The organism is Flavobacterium enshiense (genome assembly GCF_022836875.1).
GTDB classification, from domain to species: domain Bacteria; phylum Bacteroidota; class Bacteroidia; order Flavobacteriales; family Flavobacteriaceae; genus Flavobacterium; species Flavobacterium enshiense_A.
In genome coordinates this window covers 1,681,028-1,699,805 of record NZ_CP090376.1, presented here as the reverse complement: position 1 = coordinate 1,699,805, position 18,778 = coordinate 1,681,028, and the positions used below count along the sequence as shown (strand labels likewise).

General features: G+C 38.5%; 17 protein-coding genes and 3 tRNA genes. 14 read left to right on the top strand and 6 right to left on the bottom strand.

Going from position 1 to position 18,778, the window contains the following annotated elements; genetic code table 11:
* Positions 1 to 123 precede the first annotated feature (123 nt).
* From LZF87_RS07575 to LZF87_RS07520, 12 genes are all read left to right on the top strand, one after another.
* Positions 124 to 582 (top strand): YciI family protein, encoded by a 459-nt coding sequence (locus tag LZF87_RS07575; RefSeq protein WP_244338157.1) that lies wholly within the window; start codon positions 124 to 126, stop codon positions 580 to 582.
* A 3-nt stretch (positions 583 to 585) separates the two neighbouring features.
* On the top strand, positions 586 to 948 hold the full coding sequence (locus tag LZF87_RS07570) for an MmcQ/YjbR family DNA-binding protein (RefSeq protein WP_244338156.1): 363 nt from the start codon (positions 586 to 588) through the stop codon (positions 946 to 948).
* Positions 949 to 1,035: 87 nt separating this feature from the next.
* Positions 1,036 to 2,316, top strand: coding sequence for a chloride channel protein (locus tag LZF87_RS07565; RefSeq protein ID WP_244338154.1), 1,281 nt, complete (start codon positions 1,036 to 1,038; stop codon positions 2,314 to 2,316).
* A 3-nt stretch (positions 2,317 to 2,319) separates the two neighbouring features.
* The gene (locus LZF87_RS07560) at positions 2,320 to 2,928 is read left to right on the top strand and encodes an HPP family protein (protein WP_244338153.1); all 609 of its coding nucleotides are present in this window, start codon (positions 2,320 to 2,322) and stop codon (positions 2,926 to 2,928) included.
* Positions 2,929 to 2,931: 3 nt separating this feature from the next.
* Positions 2,932 to 3,321: an SMU1112c/YaeR family gloxylase I-like metalloprotein gene (gloA2, locus tag LZF87_RS07555; protein WP_244343762.1), complete on the top strand. Its 390-nt coding sequence runs from the start codon at positions 2,932 to 2,934 to the stop codon at positions 3,319 to 3,321.
* Between the two features lie 86 nt (positions 3,322 to 3,407).
* Positions 3,408 to 3,959 carry a plasmid pRiA4b ORF-3 family protein gene (locus LZF87_RS07550; protein WP_244338152.1) on the top strand — a complete coding sequence of 184 codons (552 nt, stop codon included), beginning with the start codon at positions 3,408 to 3,410 and terminating at the stop codon, positions 3,957 to 3,959.
* 109 nt (positions 3,960 to 4,068) lie between these two features.
* Complete coding sequence (locus LZF87_RS07545) at positions 4,069 to 5,127, top strand: nucleoid-associated protein (protein ID WP_244338151.1); 1,059 nt, start codon at positions 4,069 to 4,071, stop codon at positions 5,125 to 5,127.
* Positions 5,128 to 5,241: 114 nt separating this feature from the next.
* On the top strand, positions 5,242 to 7,080 hold the full coding sequence (locus LZF87_RS07540) for a hypothetical protein (protein WP_244338149.1): 1,839 nt from the start codon (positions 5,242 to 5,244) through the stop codon (positions 7,078 to 7,080).
* 65 nt (positions 7,081 to 7,145) lie between these two features.
* The gene (locus tag LZF87_RS07535; protein WP_244338147.1) at positions 7,146 to 8,042 is read left to right on the top strand and encodes an ABC transporter ATP-binding protein; all 897 of its coding nucleotides are present in this window, start codon (positions 7,146 to 7,148) and stop codon (positions 8,040 to 8,042) included.
* Between the two features lie 80 nt (positions 8,043 to 8,122).
* Positions 8,123 to 8,959 carry an ABC transporter permease gene (locus LZF87_RS07530; protein WP_244338145.1) on the top strand — a complete coding sequence of 279 codons (837 nt, stop codon included), beginning with the start codon at positions 8,123 to 8,125 and terminating at the stop codon, positions 8,957 to 8,959.
* Between the two features lie 15 nt (positions 8,960 to 8,974).
* Complete coding sequence (locus LZF87_RS07525) at positions 8,975 to 11,299, top strand: T9SS type B sorting domain-containing protein (RefSeq protein WP_244338143.1); 2,325 nt, start codon at positions 8,975 to 8,977, stop codon at positions 11,297 to 11,299.
* 88 nt (positions 11,300 to 11,387) lie between these two features.
* The gene (locus LZF87_RS07520) at positions 11,388 to 11,642 is read left to right on the top strand and encodes a GlsB/YeaQ/YmgE family stress response membrane protein (protein WP_244338141.1); all 255 of its coding nucleotides are present in this window, start codon (positions 11,388 to 11,390) and stop codon (positions 11,640 to 11,642) included.
* A 50-nt stretch (positions 11,643 to 11,692) separates the two neighbouring features.
* On the opposite strand, the gene typA is transcribed toward LZF87_RS07520, so the two are convergent.
* The 6 genes from typA to proS form a co-directional block, all read right to left on the bottom strand.
* Complete coding sequence (typA, locus tag LZF87_RS07515; protein WP_244338139.1) at positions 11,693 to 13,492, bottom strand: translational GTPase TypA; 1,800 nt, start codon at positions 13,490 to 13,492, stop codon at positions 11,693 to 11,695.
* Positions 13,493 to 13,637: 145 nt separating this feature from the next.
* The gene (gene rpsT / locus LZF87_RS07510; RefSeq protein WP_023574315.1) at positions 13,638 to 13,889 is read right to left on the bottom strand and encodes a 30S ribosomal protein S20; all 252 of its coding nucleotides are present in this window, start codon (positions 13,887 to 13,889) and stop codon (positions 13,638 to 13,640) included.
* A 157-nt stretch (positions 13,890 to 14,046) separates the two neighbouring features.
* A tRNA-Glu gene (locus LZF87_RS07505) sits at positions 14,047 to 14,118 on the bottom strand.
* 42 nt (positions 14,119 to 14,160) lie between these two features.
* A tRNA-Glu gene (locus LZF87_RS07500) sits at positions 14,161 to 14,232 on the bottom strand.
* Between the two features lie 25 nt (positions 14,233 to 14,257).
* Positions 14,258 to 14,329, bottom strand: a tRNA-Glu gene (locus tag LZF87_RS07495).
* A gap of 80 nt (positions 14,330 to 14,409) precedes the next feature.
* Positions 14,410 to 15,888 (bottom strand): proline--tRNA ligase, encoded by a 1,479-nt coding sequence (proS, locus tag LZF87_RS07490; RefSeq protein WP_244338137.1) that lies wholly within the window; start codon positions 15,886 to 15,888, stop codon positions 14,410 to 14,412.
* A 102-nt stretch (positions 15,889 to 15,990) separates the two neighbouring features.
* Here proS and LZF87_RS07485 point away from each other — a divergent pair, with 102 nt between their 5' ends.
* Both LZF87_RS07485 and LZF87_RS07480 read left to right on the top strand, forming a co-directional pair.
* Positions 15,991 to 17,064, top strand: a complete 1,074-nt coding sequence (locus LZF87_RS07485) for a hypothetical protein (RefSeq protein WP_244338135.1) — start codon at positions 15,991 to 15,993, stop codon at positions 17,062 to 17,064.
* 67 nt (positions 17,065 to 17,131) lie between these two features.
* Entirely contained in the window at positions 17,132 to 18,658 is a 1,527-nt protein-coding gene (locus tag LZF87_RS07480; protein WP_244338133.1) for an OmpP1/FadL family transporter, read from the top strand.
* The last annotated feature ends 120 nt before the right edge of the window (positions 18,659 to 18,778 follow it).

The following is an 18,778-nucleotide window of genomic DNA, read 5'->3' as shown; positions in this document are numbered from 1 at the left end:
CCCAAAAAATAATTCCGAATTGTTATTTTTTAGGGATGAATTGTTTTTTAAAAGGGGCTAAGGGACTGGGACGCTAAGTAGCTAAGTTTTTGTACATTTGAGACATCATTAAAAATCCATATGATGAAAAAGCTATTCTTTATTCTACTTGTAGCCCTGAGTAATAATATAATTTCAGCACAAAAAACTGAAGTTACTTACGACGAAAAACTGGCCAATGAATTAGGAGGAGACAACAACGGTATGAAGACCTATATTTTCTGCATCCTTAAAACAGGTTCTAACACAACTGCGACGAAAGAAGAGAAAACAAAATATTTTGAAGGCCATATGGCTAACATCAATCGTCTTGCCGATGAAGGGAAACTGATTGTAGCCGGCCCATTTATGAAAAACGACCGTAATTACCGCGGGATATTCATTTTTAACTGCGCTACCGTGGAAGAAGCACAAAAATTAGTGGAAACGGATCCCGCTGTGAAGGCAAAAATCTTTGAGGTGGAATTAACTCCCTGGTATTGCAGTGCTGCTTTGATGGCGGTTCCTTCAACACATAAAAAAATAACCAAACCAACTAAGTAACCTATGAATATTGAAGATTTACAACAACTTTGCAAATCATTACCGTCAGTTACCGAAGATATCAAGTGGGAAAACGATTTGTGTTTCTGCATAGGTGAAAAAATGTTTTGTGTCGTCGGATTAAACCAAACACCCACTTCTGCTTCGTTCAAAGTCACTCCGGAAGAGTTTGATGAACTTTCCACTCAAAAAGGGTTCAAGCCTGCCCCTTATGTGGCGCGCTACAAATGGGTTTTGGTGGAAGACATCACTACTTTATCGCCTAAAGAATGGAAACACTATGTAACACAATCATATACGCTGGTGAAAGATAAATTGCCCGCAAAAATCAAAAAGCAATTAAGCCTTGGATGTTCTGACTTTTGAATTAAACTTTAACGTTTTGAAAAGATTTTTTCATTAGCCGATAATTATTTTTGCGATGCAAACCGCTTTGCACGATTACTTACACCTATGAACAAAACCGCACAGCTTCGTAAAAGTCACAAACTGATCAAATTCCAAAAACTGAGCATTGTTTCTGTACTGATTGGTTTTCTGTGTGCATTCATGGCGGTTTCCTTAAAGCGTTTAACCGAGCATTATGAGGAAATCCTCTTCCATAAGGCTTCTTCAAACTGGATTTTTTTTCTGGTATTTCCGGTTTTTGGTTTGTCTGTGATCTATTTTTTGCGTCAGTATCTGTTCAAAAAGAAAGAAAACAAAGGGATTAAAGAGATTTTTGAAAGCACTGGTTCCCGAACCAAAAAACTTCCGGTTTATAAAATCCCTTCCCATTTTTTCAACGGTTTGCTCACTGTTGCTTTTGGAGGCTCAACCGGAATTGAAGTCTCTACTGTGGTAGCTTCTGCCGCCATTGGTTCTGTCGCTCAGGAAAAAGAAAATGTTTTTAAAAGACATAAAACCGAACTCATTTGTGCCGGAATTGCCGCCGGGATCACAGCTTTGTTCTGTAGTCCGATTGCAGGAGTCTTGTTTGCCTTTGAAGTAATCTCCAAGAAGGTAACCAAAACCTTTGCCTTAACTACAAGTTTGTCGGTAGCTGTTGCTTACAGTTTCATTTTGCTTTTAGATGAAAAACCGCTGTTTGAAGTGTCAGTCACCAATTGGCACCTGTATGCTTTCCCGTATTTTTTATTGCTTGGCGTTTTGGCGGGAATTAATTCGGTGTACCTGACCAAATCTGTAATTTACATTAAATCGAAATTCGGGCAGATTGAAAAACATTCCACTAAAATCCTGATTGGTTCAGCCATAATCAGCCTATCATTATTAGTTTTACCACAATTATACGGAGAAGGATATCACGCTATAAAAGATTTGTTTTCCAATTCTGATTCTATCGTTTTGACTACTTCGTTTGTGCTTACGATGTCTGGCGTCTTACTTCTGAAACCAATTATCACTTCGGTAACTTTGGCTTCCGGTGGCGATGGCGGCGTATTTGCGCCCAGCATGTTCATTGGTGCTTTTTTGGGATTACTAACCGCATCTCTTCTCAATACTTATTTTGATGCCGATGTGATTCCGCTTAACTTCATGATTATCGGAATGGCTGCGATGTTGAGTGCCAGCATTCACGCGCCTTTCACCGCTTTATTCCTGATTTGCGGATTGATTAATAACTACACGTTGTTTTTACCACTTTTAGCCGTGTGCCTGGTTTCCAAAACCACAGCGCAGTTGCTTTATCCATATACCGTTTACAGTTACCAGCCAAAAACCGTTTCCTGATTTATGCCTACAAAACACTTCAAACGCAATTACCGAAAAGCCAAATACGTACTGTATAAGGAAACACTTGTTGATTTCAAGGAGCACTTTTGGGCTTTTGTGGGCGCTTTTGTCGGAATGGGGATTATCGCTTATTTACACTACAATATTTTCCCAAGAGAAGATTTCATTTTCTTAATCGGTTCCTTTGGTGCGTCGTGTGTTTTGGTTTATGGTGTGATTCAAAGTCCGCTCGCCCAACCGCGTAACCTCATTGGCGGGCATGTGATTTCTGCCATTGTGGGAGTTACCGCTGCCAAACTTTTTCCTGACATGATTTGGCTGGCTTCTGCCCTTGCCGTTGCATCATCCATCGTTTTGATGCAGATTACTAAAACCCTGCATCCACCCGGAGGTGCTACTGCACTGATTGCCGTTACCGGTTCGCCCGCCATTTTGAAACTGGGGTACCTATACGTAATTTCTCCGGTGCTGAGTGGTGCGATGATCCTTTTAACAGTAGCCTTGATATTCAACAATATGACTTCCAACCGTCAATATCCGACAAGTAAGAAGTTCACCAAGCTGAAAAAGAAAATTTCCGGTCATCTCAAAAAGAATCAAGACAATTAAATGATGCTGAAACTGAATAAAATTCACCATATCGCGATTATCTGTTCCGATTACGAAAAATCAAAGCACTTTTATACTGAAATTTTAGGTCTTGAAATCCTGCAGGAAATATATCGGAAAGAACGCCAATCCTATAAACTTGATTTGGCTTTAAACGGAAACTATGTGGTAGAATTATTTTCGTTTCCGAGTCCTCCAAAACGAGTTTCCCTTCCGGAAGCAGCCGGATTACGCCATCTTGCCTTTGAAGTGGATGATATCGAAAATACCAGAGGTTTTTTGGTTCAGAACAACCTCGAGGCTGAGACTATCAGAATCGACGAATTCACAGGCAAGCGATTTTTTTTCATCTCAGATCCTGATGATTTGCCTATCGAATTCTACGAGAGTTGATTAAAATCTTATCAACAAAACGCAAATCTGAAATCTGAAATCTAAAATTATAATTACCTTTGACCTTTCAAAAAAATAATAAGGTCATGGTTTATAAATTCCGAGTAATCCTCGATGCCGAGGAAGACATTTTTAGAGATATTGCAATCCTTGAAGACGATACTTTAGAAGATTTACACAATGCTGTCGTTAACGCTTTTGGCTTTGACGGTACGGAAACAGGTTCGTTTTTCACTTGTGAAAACGATTGGACATGGAATGAAGATGATGAAATCCCGATGTTTGATACCGGAGATGTTCTTGGGGAAATGAAAACGATGGCTGATTTCAAGATCAACGATTTAGTGCACAAGGACAACACCAAAATGGTGTATATCTATGATTTCTTCAGCATGTGGACGTTCTTCTTAGAGCTTGCTGCCATTGAAGAAAAAGAAGAAGGAGAAACTTATCCTGCACTATTGTTCTCCCACGGTGAACTACCTGCCGAAGCAGCTTCAAGCGGATTTAGAGGTGCTGATGTTACCAACGACGACATTTACGGCGACTTTGAAGATGAATTCGACGAAGAAGACATGGATATGTTCGAAGGAGATGATTCATTTGAAGATTTTGGTTACGAAGAAAACTGGAATTAAATCAGAAGCGAGAAACAGGAAGCAAGAGATTTTCCATAATAAAATTAACGGAACCAAGATTTAAGTACGATTCTTTTTTCTTGGTTCTTTCATCTAAAATATTACCCTAATGATCAATTTATTTAATACACACATAGACAACCTTTCCATCCACCGCGTTGGAAACAAGAGCCGCAATGAAGCTATTTTCCTTTCGGAACAACCTTATAACCTGAATGATGAGATTATGCCTCTTTTGAAAGAGTTTTTCTTTAAACCCTTCAGAGATAAAGAGGAAAATTACTTTCAGTTTGCTCACGATGTGGATTTAGATTATAACGAAATGTATAATTATGCGAATGAGATTTTCGCTAATCCAGGCAGTGTACATGAGGTTTCTAAAAAAATTACGAAGCACTTGTTCGAGCAATCAAACCATCCGCACATTAAAAACGGTGAGGTGTATGTGACCTATTTAACAAATGTTTCAATTGACAACAATGTGGTTGACGCTATCGGTGTTTTCAAAAGTGAAATCAAAGCCGATTTCCTTCAATTTGAAGAGAAAGACACTAATTTAGACATGATCCTGCAACAGGGAATCAGTCTGAACAAATTAGACAAAGGCTGCTTGATCTTCAACTATAAAAAAGAAGAAGGTTACAAAATCTTAACCGTAGACAGTAACCGTTATGATGCACGCTACTGGTTGGAGCATTTCTTATCGGTAGATGCTTTCCAGGATGAGAATTTCATCACTAAAAAATACCTGAAATTCTGTCAGGACTTTGCTAAAGAAGTAGTACTTCCTGCTGAAGACAAAAAAGAAGAAGTGATGTTCATGAACCGTGCTGTAAACCACTTCGCTAAAAACGACAATTTTGAAGAGACGAATTTCATTAACGAAGTAATTGACAATCCGGATTTGATTTCGGAATTCAAAAACTATAAAGTAGACAAAGGAGAAAAATACAGTATTGAAGATTTGACTTCCTTCCCTATTGCGAATGCTGCCGTTTCGGATGCTCGTAAGAAAATGAAAAACGTAATTGAACTGGATACGAACATTCAGATTAAATTAGATTTCATCAATCCGGAAAGTGCCGAAAAATTTGTGGAAAAAGGTTGGGATGAAGAAAAGCAGATGTATTATTATCTGGTATATTTTAACAAAGAACAAAAAAGTTAATAGTAAAGAGGCTCAACAGGCCTCTTTTTTTATTTTTGATTATCAGAACAATAAAGAGTAAATTTATTAGTTGATTTTCTAGTCGATTCCCACTTTCAAAATATGTGCAAAAAGTTGCTTTTATATATAGTCCTGCTCTTTTGTTTCTGGCAACCATTAGCTGCACAGGTTGTTCCTGTTAAAAAGGATTCGACAAAAGTAAAAACGGACTCAACAGAAGTTATGTTCCGCAATATTGAAAACTATTCCAAAAAAAGAAAATTCACTAAATTCCTCCACCGTCTCCTTTTTAAACCAACCGATAGAAAAAATAAAGCTAAAAGGGGTGGTGCTCCAATTCGCACCATAAATTTCGAATACTACCAATGTAAAATTATCCGAAATATTAACATTACTACTTTAGATCCCTTCGGGTTTGATATTAATGGTTATGAAAAAAATCCCAAAACATGGTTCGAAAGACAAGGAAATGCAGTCCATCTTAAAACAAAGCACTGGACCGTCCGAAATCAGTTATTATTCAAAAAAAACGACCTTCTGGATTCACTCTTGATAAAAGAATCCGAACGTTTAATTCAGCAGCAGCGATACATTCGGAAAGTTGCCATAAGACCGATCCCAACTAATTCCAATGACTCTATTGATATTGAAATTACCGTTTTGGATTCCTGGAGTTTGATTCCTTCTGGCTATTTATCGCAAACAAATGGGAGTTTTGAAATAACCGAACGCAATTTTTTGGGTTTAGGCCACGAATTTCAGAACATTTTCAAACAGCGTTTTTCGGATAATAAAAATGCATATGAAATGCGCTATATCGTTCCCAATTTTAAAAACACCTTTATCCGTACTACACTTCTGTACGAAAAAAAATACAATAATGATTATTATAAGGCAATCGGTTTCAGCCGCCCTTTCTTTTCTGCTTACACCAAATGGGCTGGGGGAATCATATTTGATGAGCGTTTTTACAAAGATTCCATAAAAGCAATAAACCGAATCCCCCTTTACAGCAATTTCAAACTTGAATCTGAAGATTATTGGGCCGGTTACGCCATCCGGATTTTCAAAAAAACCAAAAAGGAAAAACACGTCACCAACCTGGTAACAACATTTCGCTTTAACAACCTAAAATATACAGAAAGTCCAAGCGCAGTTTACGACAGCATCCGATATTTCACCAATTCCAGATTATACCTGGCGAGTATTGGGGTTACTTCCCGTCAATATATAGCCGACAAATACCTTTTCAATTACGGAATTCCCGAATACGTTCAAATCGGAAAAACCTATTCCGTTACAGGTGGTGTAGAATATAAAAACAACGTTAAGCGATATTATTTTGGAGGAAGGTATTCGGTTGGAGGGTATTATACTTTCGGATTTCTGGCCGCTACTTTTGAGGCGGGCAGTTTTTTTAAAGACGACCGCAACCAACAAGCAACCTTCAATGCCGAAATGAATTATTTCACACCATTATTCGAATTGGGGAATTGGAAATTTCGTCAATTTATAAAACCGCAATTAACAATTGGGAATAATCGGTTGGAGACAGAAAGTGATTTAATCAGTTTAGGTGGTAATTCAGGTATTGAAGGTTTCGAGGACAGGCGAAAAGGCTCTAAAAAAATGTTGGTGACATTTCAGACGCAATCTTATGTTCCCGGCCAGTTGTACGGATTCAGACTAAGTCCTTTCTATAGTATGGAATTCGGTATGCTAAGCGGTTCAACCGAAAAATTATTTCAAAGTAAATTGTATTCAAAATTTGGAGTCGGATTTATAATCAGTAATGACTACATGGTTTTTAACAGTTTCATTCTTTCATTTGCCTATTATCCTTCCATTCCCGGGGTTGGAGATGAGGTGTTTAGATCGAATGCCTACAAAAACAACTATATCAGGCTCCCTGATTTTCAGATTGGCCGACCTGAAATTGTACCTTATCAGTAATTTACAACTTGTCGGTAACAAATTATAGAATAGTTCGTCCTATTAATAACCTAAAGAAAGTTATTTTGGAAACTATACTGACAATTGACAACCTGAATAAAAAATTCGGAAAAATTCACGCCGTAAAAGATGTTTCATTTGAAATAAAAAAAGGAAATGTCTATGGTATTTTAGGTCCGAACGGAAGTGGAAAATCAACCACATTGGGAATCATCCTTAATGTTGTCAACAAAACTTCGGGAAATTATAAATGGTTTGACGGAAAAACAGACACCCACCACGCCTTAAAAAAAGTGGGGGCTATCATCGAGAGACCGAATTTCTATCCTTATATGACAGCTGAGGAAAATCTGAAATTGGTTTGTGATATCAAAGGTATCCATTATGATAAAGTTGATGAAAAGCTTGAGGTTGTTGGCCTATCGGATCGAAAAGACAGTCCGTTTCGAACTTTTTCTTTAGGGATGAAACAACGTTTGGCTATTGCCTCTGCCTTATTAAATGACCCCGAAATACTCATTCTGGATGAACCTACCAATGGGTTGGATCCGCAGGGAATAAGACAGATTCGAGACATCATTAAGCACATCGCTTCTTTAGGAACCACCATTTTATTGGCTTCCCACCTTCTAGATGAAGTTGAAAAAATATGCACACATGTAATTGTATTAAGAAAAGGAGAAGTTCTGTACTCGGGCTCTGTGCATGAAATAATGGCCAGCGAAGGATTTTTTGAATTGCAATCCGAAAACAATAATGAATTAAAAGCATTGCTTCAACGCCATAGTGCAGTTGACAAAATTGACGAAGAGGACGGAAAATTGTATGTCTTTTTAAAATCACCGCTGGAAGCTGCCGATTTGAACCGATACCTTTTCCAAAACAATATCAGCCTTCAGCTTTTGGTAAAACGAAAACACAGCCTGGAAGAACAGTTTCTGCAGCTAACCAATCATCAATAGCTATTCGAGTTACACTAGCAACTAATCAAATTCAAAAAAATGGACCCGATATGCCTTCGGGACTAATTCCCAAATAAAAAATGAAACGACTTTTAAATATAGAATTACAAAAACTTTGGAAAAACCACGCTAGCCGCGTACTGATCATCACCTATTTTGTACTGATCTGCTTTATTTCATTAGTTGCCTCGATCAAATTCGATTTAGGCCCTTTTAAATTTAATGCAGCCGATAGCGGTATCTTTAATTTCCCTTACATCTGGCATTTCAACACTTATTTTGTGGCGTGGTTAAAACTTTTCTTGGCTGTTGTTATCGTTTCGATGATAGCAAACGAGTACAGCTATGGGACGCTTAAACAAAATCTTATTGACGGAATGAGTAAAAAAGAATTCATTCTGTCAAAATTTCTAACCGTACTTTTATTTGCCGGAATTTCAACAGTGTTTGTCTTTATCGTTACCCTCATCTTAGGTTATTCATTTTCTTCCTATAATGAAATAGGTATTGTTTTTTCGGATCTGGAATACCTGATGGCTTATTTTATCAAGTTGGTTGCTTTTTTCTCTTTCTGTCTATTTCTTGGCATATTAATCAAACGTTCTGCATTTGCGCTTGGTTTTTTAATGGTTTGGTTTTTCATAGAAAAAGTCACCTACGGAATAATGGGCAAATTTGTATTTGATGATTTCGACAGAGCCAATACAATCTTTAAATTTTTCCCTCTTGAATCAATGTCCAATCTGATCATAGAACCCATAAGTAGGTTGAATTTCATTAAAACAGTCAGCACTCAAATTGGAGTGGAAAACATCAAGGATTACAATGTTCATTTCTCCTCCATCTTCATCGCGTTAATTTGGACAGTTATTTTTGTTATTATGTCGTTTAAAATTCTGAAAAAGAGAGACTTGTAGTATCTTTAAGGTACTATGCATACATCCTATATCCCATATCAAATACCATTACTCCTACTGTTCGTATTGTTCAGTATATCTTCTAATGCGCAATATATTACCATTGACAATACCAAGACTCCTACACAATTGGTCAAGGATCTTTTTTCGACTGAAAGCTGTGTGGAACCGACAAATGTTTCGATTACTGGATGGAATTTTGGCAATGGACAAAAAAGTTATGCCTGGTTTAACGCAAATTCTTCAGGATTCCCATTAGGACATGGGTTGATTATTTCCACCGGCAAAGCTTCATCAGCTGTCGGACCTAACACAACCTTACTTAGTCAAGGACCTACAAACTGGCCGGGAGATTCAGACTTGGAGCGAGCCATCGGAGAAAACAACACCGTTAATGCCACCATAGTCGAATTTGATTTTGTTTCGGTGACCAATTACGTAAGTTTCAATTACATATTTTCATCAGAACAATATTTATCAAATCCCAAATCTAACCAATGTAATTCTTCTGATGGATTTGCCCTTCTGATAAAAAAAAACAGCTCCCCAAACTATAAGAACCTAGGCGTTGTACCAAAAACAACCATTCCGGTAAAAGTGACCACTGTTAGAGGATCTGGAACAACATGTCCACCAGCAAATGCTGAATATTTTGACGCTTTCAACGGAAGGATCTATCCCACCAATTTTAACGGTCAGACGCAGATTATGAATGCAGAGGCTGACATAGAACCCGGAATATCATATCATGTCAAGTTAGTTATTGCCGATCAGGCAAATAATCTTTATGATTCGGCTATTTTTATTGGCGGTAATACTTTCAGTAACGATTATGCTATGGGAGAAGATCGTTTATTTGCGAACGGAAACCCGCTTTGTCCTGGAGAAACCCTTACCATAACACCAGATTATATTGTACCAGGCACACGAAGCTATACCTGGCACAAAAACGGCACACCTATTCCCGGTTATATCAATATCAGTTCTCCTACCTATACCATTGCTTCTGCAGGCGTATATATGCTGCTTGCAGATGTAGGTACTTGTAAAGTTCGCGGCTATATGAATGTTGAATATGTCCCTACACCAAATGATGCTGTTTTAGTCCAATGTGATGACAACAATGATGGTATCAGCGCATTTAATTTAAACACTGCCACTCAAACTATTACGGGAGGATTAAACGTAATATCCATCACTGGGTATTACCACAGCTTAACAGATGCCCAAAACCAACAAAATAAAATCACTAATCCTCAATCGTATTCAAACAGCCAGGGAAATACTATTGTAGTTCGAGTTGAAAATAAGTTTGGTTGTCCTGTCGATTATGCCACCATCACGCTTCAAACAGTTAACAATGCCGTAAATCCGCTTGCCCCCGTAATTATCTGTGATTCAACTGAACCACAAGATGGCTTACATCCTTTTGATTTAGATGCAATATCACAACAAATCATTGCTAACAATTCGTTACCAGCAAATTATATCATTAAATATTTCATAAGTTCACAGGACGCTCTTCTCGAGAATAACCAACTAAACACACCATTCACAAATACAATTGCAAATCAGCAAACCATTTATGCACGTATTATTAACGGACCGGATTGTTATGGAATAATTCCTGTGACTCTGAAAGTAAATTCTTTTCCTAACTTACTCGATGAAACAATTGTACTTTGCAACGGCGAAAGTATAGTATTGGATGCCGGGAGTGGTTATACCAGTTATTCATGGGATACGACACCTGTTCAAAACGCGCAATCCATAACGGTTTCCGAATCTGAAGATTATACTGTGACCGTTACCAATGCGGATAATTGCGTTACTTCTAAAACATTTACAGTTATTGCTTCGGAAGTGGCAACTATCATAAGTATTGAAGTAAACAGTTTTTCAGGAATGAACAATTCTGTCACTGTGCATGTAAGCGGAAACGGAAATTATGAATTCTCATTAGATGGCGTCGTTTATCAGGACAGTAATGTTTTTACAAATGTTTTACCTGGAGAATATCAGGTTTTTGTCCGTGATAAAAATGGTTGCGGCACCACTAGACCTCAACATATTATTGTATTGGATTACCCGAGGTTTTTCACGCCTAACGGAGACGGTTACAATGATATTTGGGCAATTAAAAATCTTGACAGTGAATATCCAAATTCCAAACTCTTCATTTTTGATCGTTACGGTAAACTTGTAAAACATATTTTCCCTCTAAACGATGGATGGAATGGTACTTTAAACAATTCTGCATTGCCATCGGATGATTATTGGTTTAACCTTACCTTGGATAATGGCAGAAATATAAAAGGCCATTTCACTTTAAAGCGATAAGTCTTCTCAATATTCATACTATAAATGATATCGTTTTGTGAATTTATAGTGGTAACTTTGTAGCTATCAACTTATAAACCAATACATTATGGAATTAATAGGGACATTAATCATCGGGGCTATAGCCGGATGGTTGGGGAGCCAGATTTTCAGCGGAGGCAGTTTGGGATTATTAGGCAATATCGTTGTTGGTATTTTAGGAAGTTTTGTAGGATATTGGCTCTTAGGTAAGCTTGGGATAAGTCTTGGAACCGGTATTTTAGGGGCGATTTTAACCGGTGCCATTGGTGCCATTGTTATTTTAGCAATCGTAAATCTACTTTTCAAAGGAAAACCGAAATAATAAAAAAAGCCACTCGTTTGAGTGGCTTTTCATTGTATAGTACGATAAGATTATGCAATCTTGAAACGTTTTCTGTCATTTTCAGTCAAATGGATTTTACGTAAACGTAACGATTTTGGCGTTACCTCAACATACTCATCTTTTTGAATGTATTCTAATGCTTCTTCCAATGAGAATTTGATAGCAGGAATAATTCTTGCTTTATCATCAGCACCAGACGAACGAACGTTAGAAAGTTTCTTAGTCTTAGTTACGTTCACAGTCATATCATCGCTACGGGTGTTTTCACCAATAACCTGACCTTCATAGATATCTTCATTCGGATCAACGAAGAATTTACCTCTGTCTTGTAATTTATCAATAGAATAAGGAATAGCTTTTCCGTTCTCCATAGAGATTAACGACCCGTTATTTCTTCCTGGAATCTCACCTTTAAATGGTTCGTACCCGATAAAACGGTGTGCCATAATCGCCTCACCAGCCGTAGCGGTAAGTAATTGATTTCTCAATCCGATGATCCCACGAGAAGGAATGTTGAATTTCACAATCATACGATCGCCTTTACCTTCCATACTTAACATTTCTCCTTTACGAACAGAAACAAATTCTACTGCTCTACCAGAAAGGTTTTCCGGTAAGTCGATAGTCAATTCCTCAATTGGCTCACATTTAACACCATCAACTTCTTTGATGATTACCTGTGGCTGACCAATCTGTAATTCATATCCTTCACGACGCATTGTTTCAATAAGTACCGATAAGTGCAATACACCACGACCGAATACCATGAATTTATCTGCTGAATCGGTATCACCAACTCTTAACGCTAAGTTTTTCTCTAATTCTTTAGCCAAACGATCTTTAATGTGTCTTGAAGTAACGAATTTACCTTCTTTACCAAAGAATGGCGAATCATTAATCGTAAACAACATGCTCATGGTTGGCTCATCAATGGCGATAGACGCTAATGCTTCCGGGTTTTCGAAATCAGCAATAGTATCTCCAATTTCAAATCCTTCAATACCAACAATCGCACAAATATCTCCAGCAATTACTTCGGTAACTTTTTTACGTCCAAGACCTTCAAAAGTGTGTAATTCCTTAATTCTTGATTTGATGATTTTCCCGTCTCTTTTTACCAAAGAGATTGGCATACCTTCAGTCATAACACCTCTTTCCAAACGACCGATAGCGATACGTCCTGTAAAAGAAGAGAAATCTAAAGATGTGATTAACATCTGAGGAGTTCCTTCCGATACTTTCGGAGCCGGAACGTGCTCTAAAACCATATCCAATAATGGCTCGATGTTTTCAGTCTGATTTCTGAAGTCATCAGACATCCAGTTATTTTTAGCAGAACCGTACACTGTCGGGAAATCCAACTGCGCTTCGGTAGCGCCTAATTCGAACATTAAGTCGAAAACTTTCTCATGAACTTCTTCCGGAGTACAGTTTTCTTTATCTACTTTATTAATAACCACACATGGCTTTAATCCTAAATCAATCGCTTTTTGCAATACGAAACGGGTTTGTGGCATTGGGCCTTCAAAAGCATCCACCAATAAACAAACACCATCCGCCATATTCAATACACGCTCTACTTCACCACCAAAATCGGCGTGACCAGGAGTGTCGATAATGTTGATTTTTGTTCCTTTGTAAGTTACGGAAACGTTTTTAGAAGTGATGGTAATTCCTCTTTCTCGTTCTAAATCGTTGTTATCCAAGATCAAATCACCTGTGTTTTCGTTTTCACGGAATAACTGACAGTGATACATAATTTTGTCAACCAATGTTGTTTTACCGTGGTCAACGTGAGCAATAATCGCGATGTTTCTAATTGAAGTCATATACAAATTTTGAAGGTGCAAAAGTACAACTATTTTTTGAATTAAAAATACTAACTATGAACTAGTTAGCTAAATTTTAACCTATTGATAATAATAAAAAAAGCTCTCAATGATGAGAGCTTGATTATTTTTCAAAGAACGCCTACTATAAAGCAGCTACGTGTCTTGTTAATTTTGATTTTAAGTTTGAAGCTTTATTAGCGTGGATGATGTTTTTCTTCGCTAATTTGTCAATCATAGAGATTACAGAAGATAATTTCGCAGATGCTTCAGTTTTATCAGTTGCTAAACGGATTGCTTTAATAGCATTACGTGTAGTTTTATGTTGGTATCTGTTTAATACTCTTTTTTTCTCGTTGCTTCTAATTCTTTTTAAAGCTGACTTATGATTTGCCATTTTTTTAATTTTTTAATTGTAATAATTATTTTAAACTATTAGCTAAAAAAGAAAAACCTCCCACAATTGCTGAACAATCACTTTGGTTTTAACCAATAAAACAATGATTCGAGACACTGAATCATTATTTTATAAAACTTAATCACAACTAATTTTGTAGCCCGTAGGGGAATCGAACCCCTCTTACCAGGATGAAAACCTGGCGTCCTAACCGATAGACGAACGGGCCGTTAAGCTCATTTCTTTGGTTGCCCAATTTTTCAATAAATAGTAGCCCGTAGGGGAATCGAACCCCTCTTACCAGGATGAAAACCTGGCGTCCTAACCGATAGACGAACGGGCCAGTAAAGCAATAAAGAAAAAAGTTGTAGCCCGTAGGGGAATCGAACCCCTCTTACCAGGATGAAAACCTGGCGTCCTAACCGATAGACGAACGGGCCGTCTTTTTTCTTCATTGCGGTTGCAAAAATACAACTAATTTCTATTCTTGCAACACTTATCTCAAAAAAATTATTTTTTTTTAATACGCTTTAGCGAAAAGCACTCTGCCTGAGGATGGTTTGCCTGTAAAAACACAGCTTCCCGCCTCTTCTTTTCGCTCCAAAGCGATACATCGAATGGTCGCTTTTGTAAGTTCTTTTATCTTTTCTTCCGTCTCTGGAGTACCATCCCAATGTGCTGCCAGGAAACCACCTTTGTTTTCCAAAACATCCTTGAATTCCTCAAACGAATTCACCTCGGTAATATGTGTATCCCTGTAGCTCAATGCTTTATTAAACAAATCGCTTTGAATTTGCTCCAACAGACCCTGAAGATGACCCACAATCCCTTCTTTAGAAACCGTTTCTTTTGTTAAAGTATCACGACGCGCCACTTCATACGTTCCGTTTTCCAAATCATTAGGACCTATAGCCAAACGAACGGGCACTCCTTTCAATTCCCATTCTGCAAACTTAAACCCTGGCTTTTGGGTATCTCTGTCGTCAAATTTAACTGAAACACCTACCTTACGCAATTCCTTCATTAACTCACTAACTTGTGCAGAAATTGCTTCTAATTGCTCTTCCGTTCTGTGAATTGGAACAATTACCACTTGAATAGGTGCTAAATTCGGAGGCAACACCAATCCGTTATCATCGGAATGCGTCATCACCAAAGCCCCCATTAAACGGGTAGAAACTCCCCAAGACGTTCCCCAAACATGCTCCTGTCTCCCTTCTTTATTCGCAAATTTCACGTCAAATGCTTTAGCGAAGTTTTGCCCTAAGAAATGTGAAGTTCCTGCCTGAAGTGCTTTCCCGTCCTGCATCAAAGCTTCGATACAGTATGTCTCTTCCGCTCCGGCAAAACGCTCGGTTTCGGTTTTCACACCTTTCATTACCGGAATAGCCATGAAATTCTGAGCGAAATCAGCATAAACATTCATCATCTGCACTGATTCCGCCAATGCTTCTTCTTTAGTAGCATGCGCTGTATGTCCTTCCTGCCATAAAAATTCAGCAGTACGCAAAAACAAACGTGTACGCATTTCCCAACGCACCACATTTGCCCATTGGTTAATCAATAGCGGCAAATCTCTGTAGGATTGTACCCAGCCTTTATAAGTAGACCAAATGATTGCTTCACTGGTAGGACGAACAATTAATTCCTCTTCCAGTTTGGCATTTGGGTCTACCATTAATTTCCCTTTGTTATCAGGATCGTTTTTTAATCTGTAATGCGTAACAATAGCACATTCTTTAGCAAATCCTTCGGCATTTTTCTCTTCTGCTTCAAACATACTTTTCGGAACGAACAACGGAAAATACGCATTGCTGTGACCTGTTTCTTTGAACATACGGTCTAATTCTCCCTGCATCTTTTCCCAAATTGCATATCCGTACGGTTTGATAACCATACAACCTCTTACTCCGGAATTTTCTGCTAAATCTGCTTTTACAACCAGTTCATTATACCACTTGGAATAATCTTCTGATCGCTTCGTTAAGTTCTTACTCATTTTTAATACTTTGGCACAAATATTGTTTAACTTACTTTAATGAAAATAGTTCGACAAAACTAACTAATTTTGTTATGTCCAACAATAAAAAACACCATCGATATGAAAACTATATACGTATCCGGCCGAAATTTATCCATTTATATACTATTTGGACTAGTAGGACTTTTGGCTTCTTCTTGTGGTTCCTATCAGAACTCATCATATTACGACAATGATGGCGTTTACGGTTCTTCCGAAAAACCTCAATATCAATACACAGAAGCCAATGTTTCACAAAACAGCAAATACAAAGAGTACTTTGCTGCCAATAAAGACAATTATTCACCTAATGACAGCGGAGCCATTACAGACACCACCAACGACACCATTGTTTACAAACAGCAAGATAATTATGCCGGTTGGGGTGAAAATTCAAAAAACGTAACCGTAAATTACTACGATAGCTACTACAATCCCTGGTATTCCGGCTACGGATGGTACTACCCTTACTATGGATGGAGCTGGGGCATCAGCTGGGGCTGGGGCTGGGGTTATCCATATTACGGATGGGGCTATTACAACCCATACTGCTACTACCCTTATTACGGATACCATTATGGCTACTGCGGCTATTATGGCAACTATGCTTACGGCACAAGAGGCGGTTATGCCTACAGCGGAGGGCGAAGCAGCTACTCTTACACCAACGGAAACAGAAGAGGCTATCCAACGCAATACAATTCTTCAGGCACCAGAGCTGATGGTGGAAGAAATTATAGCGCTACATCAGGCACAAGAGGTAACACAAGAAGCAGTGGCCAATATTACAACCCAAGCGCAAACTCAAGTTTAAACAATCAAAGTGTAACGCCTAGAAGCGGAAACTTCACCAACCCAAGAAGCAGCGGACAATATTCAACTCCTAGAAACGGCCAGGGAACACAACCACGAAATTACCAATATTCTACCCCAAGAAGCAACGACAGCTATTCAACTCCTAGAAGCTCTGGAAGTTACTCAAACCCGAGAAGTTCTGGAAGCTATTCCACACCATCTTCCCCTAGAAGTTCAGGAAGCTATTCTACACCTTCTTCACCTAGAAGTTCCGGAGGTTATGGCGGAGGTGGCTACGGAGGCGGTGGCGGCGGAGGTCGTTCCGGCGGTGGCGGCGGTGGCGGCGGAGGCCGAAGATAAATTTTCAAATCACCTAAGCTCATTCAATTGGGCTTAGGTTTTTATTTCTATTTAAACCAGATTTGTCATGAAAAAATACTTACTTTACACAGCCCTTTTCTTGTCAGCACTAATAGCAAACGCCCAAGAACCCACTCCTTTGACGGCACTACGTTATGCTATAGACAACACTCAGGGTAGCGCGCGGTTCCGGGGAATGAGCGGTGCTTTTGGAGCTGTTGGAGGCGATTTGTCAGCGATTAACGTCAACCCGGCCGGATCAGCGTTATTCAACAGCAATGCTTCTTCGTTAACCATGAGCGTATACAACAACAGCAACAAGTCGGATTATTATGGCGGAATGGCCAAAGACAACACCACCACGTTTAATTTCAACGAAATAGGAGCCGCTTTTGTTTTCTACAACACCAAACCGAACAGCGACTGGAAAAGATTCACTTTTGCCATCAACTATGAAACCACAAATGACTTTGACAATGACATTTATACTCAGGGGGTAAATCCGAACCGCTCCATAAGTGAATACTTTACTTCTTTTGCAAACGGATTCGGCGGACTTGGCGGAATACAATTAAATGTATTAAATACAGCCCCGTATGAAAGTTTACCTTTTCCTGATCAGCAGGCGTGGTTAGGATACAGAGCCTACATGTTTGATCCTGTTACCACAGCGGCAGACAACACTTCCTATACCTCAAATGTACCCAGAAACACTTCCTATTATCAAACCAACATGGTTAACTCATCGGGATACAACGGAAAATTGAGTTTTAATTTTGCTACCGATTACAAAGACATACTTTATTTAGGGATTAATCTGAATTCTCATTTCAACAATTATTTTCAGTATTCCTCTTTATATGAATCAAACTCTGGTCCCAACAACTTAACCGGAAACACGCTTCACAGTGTCGTTTTCAACAATTATATGCACACTTATGGAAGCGGTTTTTCTTTAAGCGTTGGAGCCATAGCCAAATTAAGCAAAGAATTCAGGGTTGGATTTGCATATGAATCACCTACCTGGTATAATCTTACAGACGAACTTTCACAGGACATTTCATCAAGATACAGTGATCCTAACAATGTAGCATCAGCAGCCTATGCATACCCTGGAGTAGTTAATGTTTATCCGAGCTATAAATTACATACTCCTCAAAAATTCAACGGTAGTGTGACTTATTTGTTTGGCAAAAAAGGGTTAATCAGTTTTGATTACACCCTTAAAGACTATTCCACTACGAAATATAAACCGGAAAACGATATATTTTACAGTTCTGTCAACACTTTAATGTCTAACTCATTGAGAAAAGCTTCGGAAATTAGAACTGGATTTGAATACCGCATGAAACAAGTCAGCCTGAGAGGAGGATATCGCTTTGAACAAAGTCCGTATGAAAACGAGAAAACCATTGGTGACCTACATGGATTCTCCACAGGGATTGGTTATGATTTTGGGTTCTCCCGACTTGATTTTGCCTACGCCTACTCGCAAAGAGATATGCAGGTATATTTGCTATCAAGTTTTACGGATGCAGCCACGGTTACAACAAAAACCAACAACTTCTTCCTGACCTATACATTTAGCTTTTAAAAAAAGCCCCTATAATAATACGTAAGCCACTCTTTCGGGAGTGGTTTTTTATTCCCCGACCTTTGTTTTTAGCCCCGACAGCAGCGGCATCCTTTTACTTTTTTCTTTAAAAAGTAAAAG

What these genes read in the sequence shown, in the direction of transcription:
- LZF87_RS07575 (WP_244338157.1), top strand. Translation starts at nt 124, where the DNA reads ATGAAAAAGCTATTCTTTATTCTACTTGTAGCCCTGAGTAATAATATA.
- LZF87_RS07570 (WP_244338156.1), top strand. Translation starts at nt 586, where the DNA reads ATGAATATTGAAGATTTACAACAACTTTGCAAATCATTACCGTCAGTT.
- LZF87_RS07565 (WP_244338154.1), top strand. Translation starts at nt 1,036, where the DNA reads ATGAACAAAACCGCACAGCTTCGTAAAAGTCACAAACTGATCAAATTC.
- LZF87_RS07560 (WP_244338153.1), top strand. Translation starts at nt 2,320, where the DNA reads ATGCCTACAAAACACTTCAAACGCAATTACCGAAAAGCCAAATACGTA.
- gloA2 (WP_244343762.1), top strand. Translation starts at nt 2,932, where the DNA reads ATGCTGAAACTGAATAAAATTCACCATATCGCGATTATCTGTTCCGAT.
- LZF87_RS07550 (WP_244338152.1), top strand. Translation starts at nt 3,408, where the DNA reads ATGGTTTATAAATTCCGAGTAATCCTCGATGCCGAGGAAGACATTTTT.
- LZF87_RS07545 (WP_244338151.1), top strand. Translation starts at nt 4,069, where the DNA reads ATGATCAATTTATTTAATACACACATAGACAACCTTTCCATCCACCGC.
- LZF87_RS07530 (WP_244338145.1), top strand. Translation starts at nt 8,123, where the DNA reads ATGAAACGACTTTTAAATATAGAATTACAAAAACTTTGGAAAAACCAC.
- LZF87_RS07525 (WP_244338143.1), top strand. Translation starts at nt 8,975, where the DNA reads ATGCATACATCCTATATCCCATATCAAATACCATTACTCCTACTGTTC.
- LZF87_RS07520 (WP_244338141.1), top strand. Translation starts at nt 11,388, where the DNA reads ATGGAATTAATAGGGACATTAATCATCGGGGCTATAGCCGGATGGTTG.
- typA (WP_244338139.1), bottom strand. Translation starts at nt 13,492, where the DNA reads ATGACTTCAATTAGAAACATCGCGATTATTGCTCACGTTGACCACGGT.
- rpsT (WP_023574315.1), bottom strand. Translation starts at nt 13,889, where the DNA reads ATGGCAAATCATAAGTCAGCTTTAAAAAGAATTAGAAGCAACGAGAAA.
- proS (WP_244338137.1), bottom strand. Translation starts at nt 15,888, where the DNA reads ATGAGTAAGAACTTAACGAAGCGATCAGAAGATTATTCCAAGTGGTAT.
- LZF87_RS07485 (WP_244338135.1), top strand. Translation starts at nt 15,991, where the DNA reads ATGAAAACTATATACGTATCCGGCCGAAATTTATCCATTTATATACTA.
- LZF87_RS07480 (WP_244338133.1), top strand. Translation starts at nt 17,132, where the DNA reads ATGAAAAAATACTTACTTTACACAGCCCTTTTCTTGTCAGCACTAATA.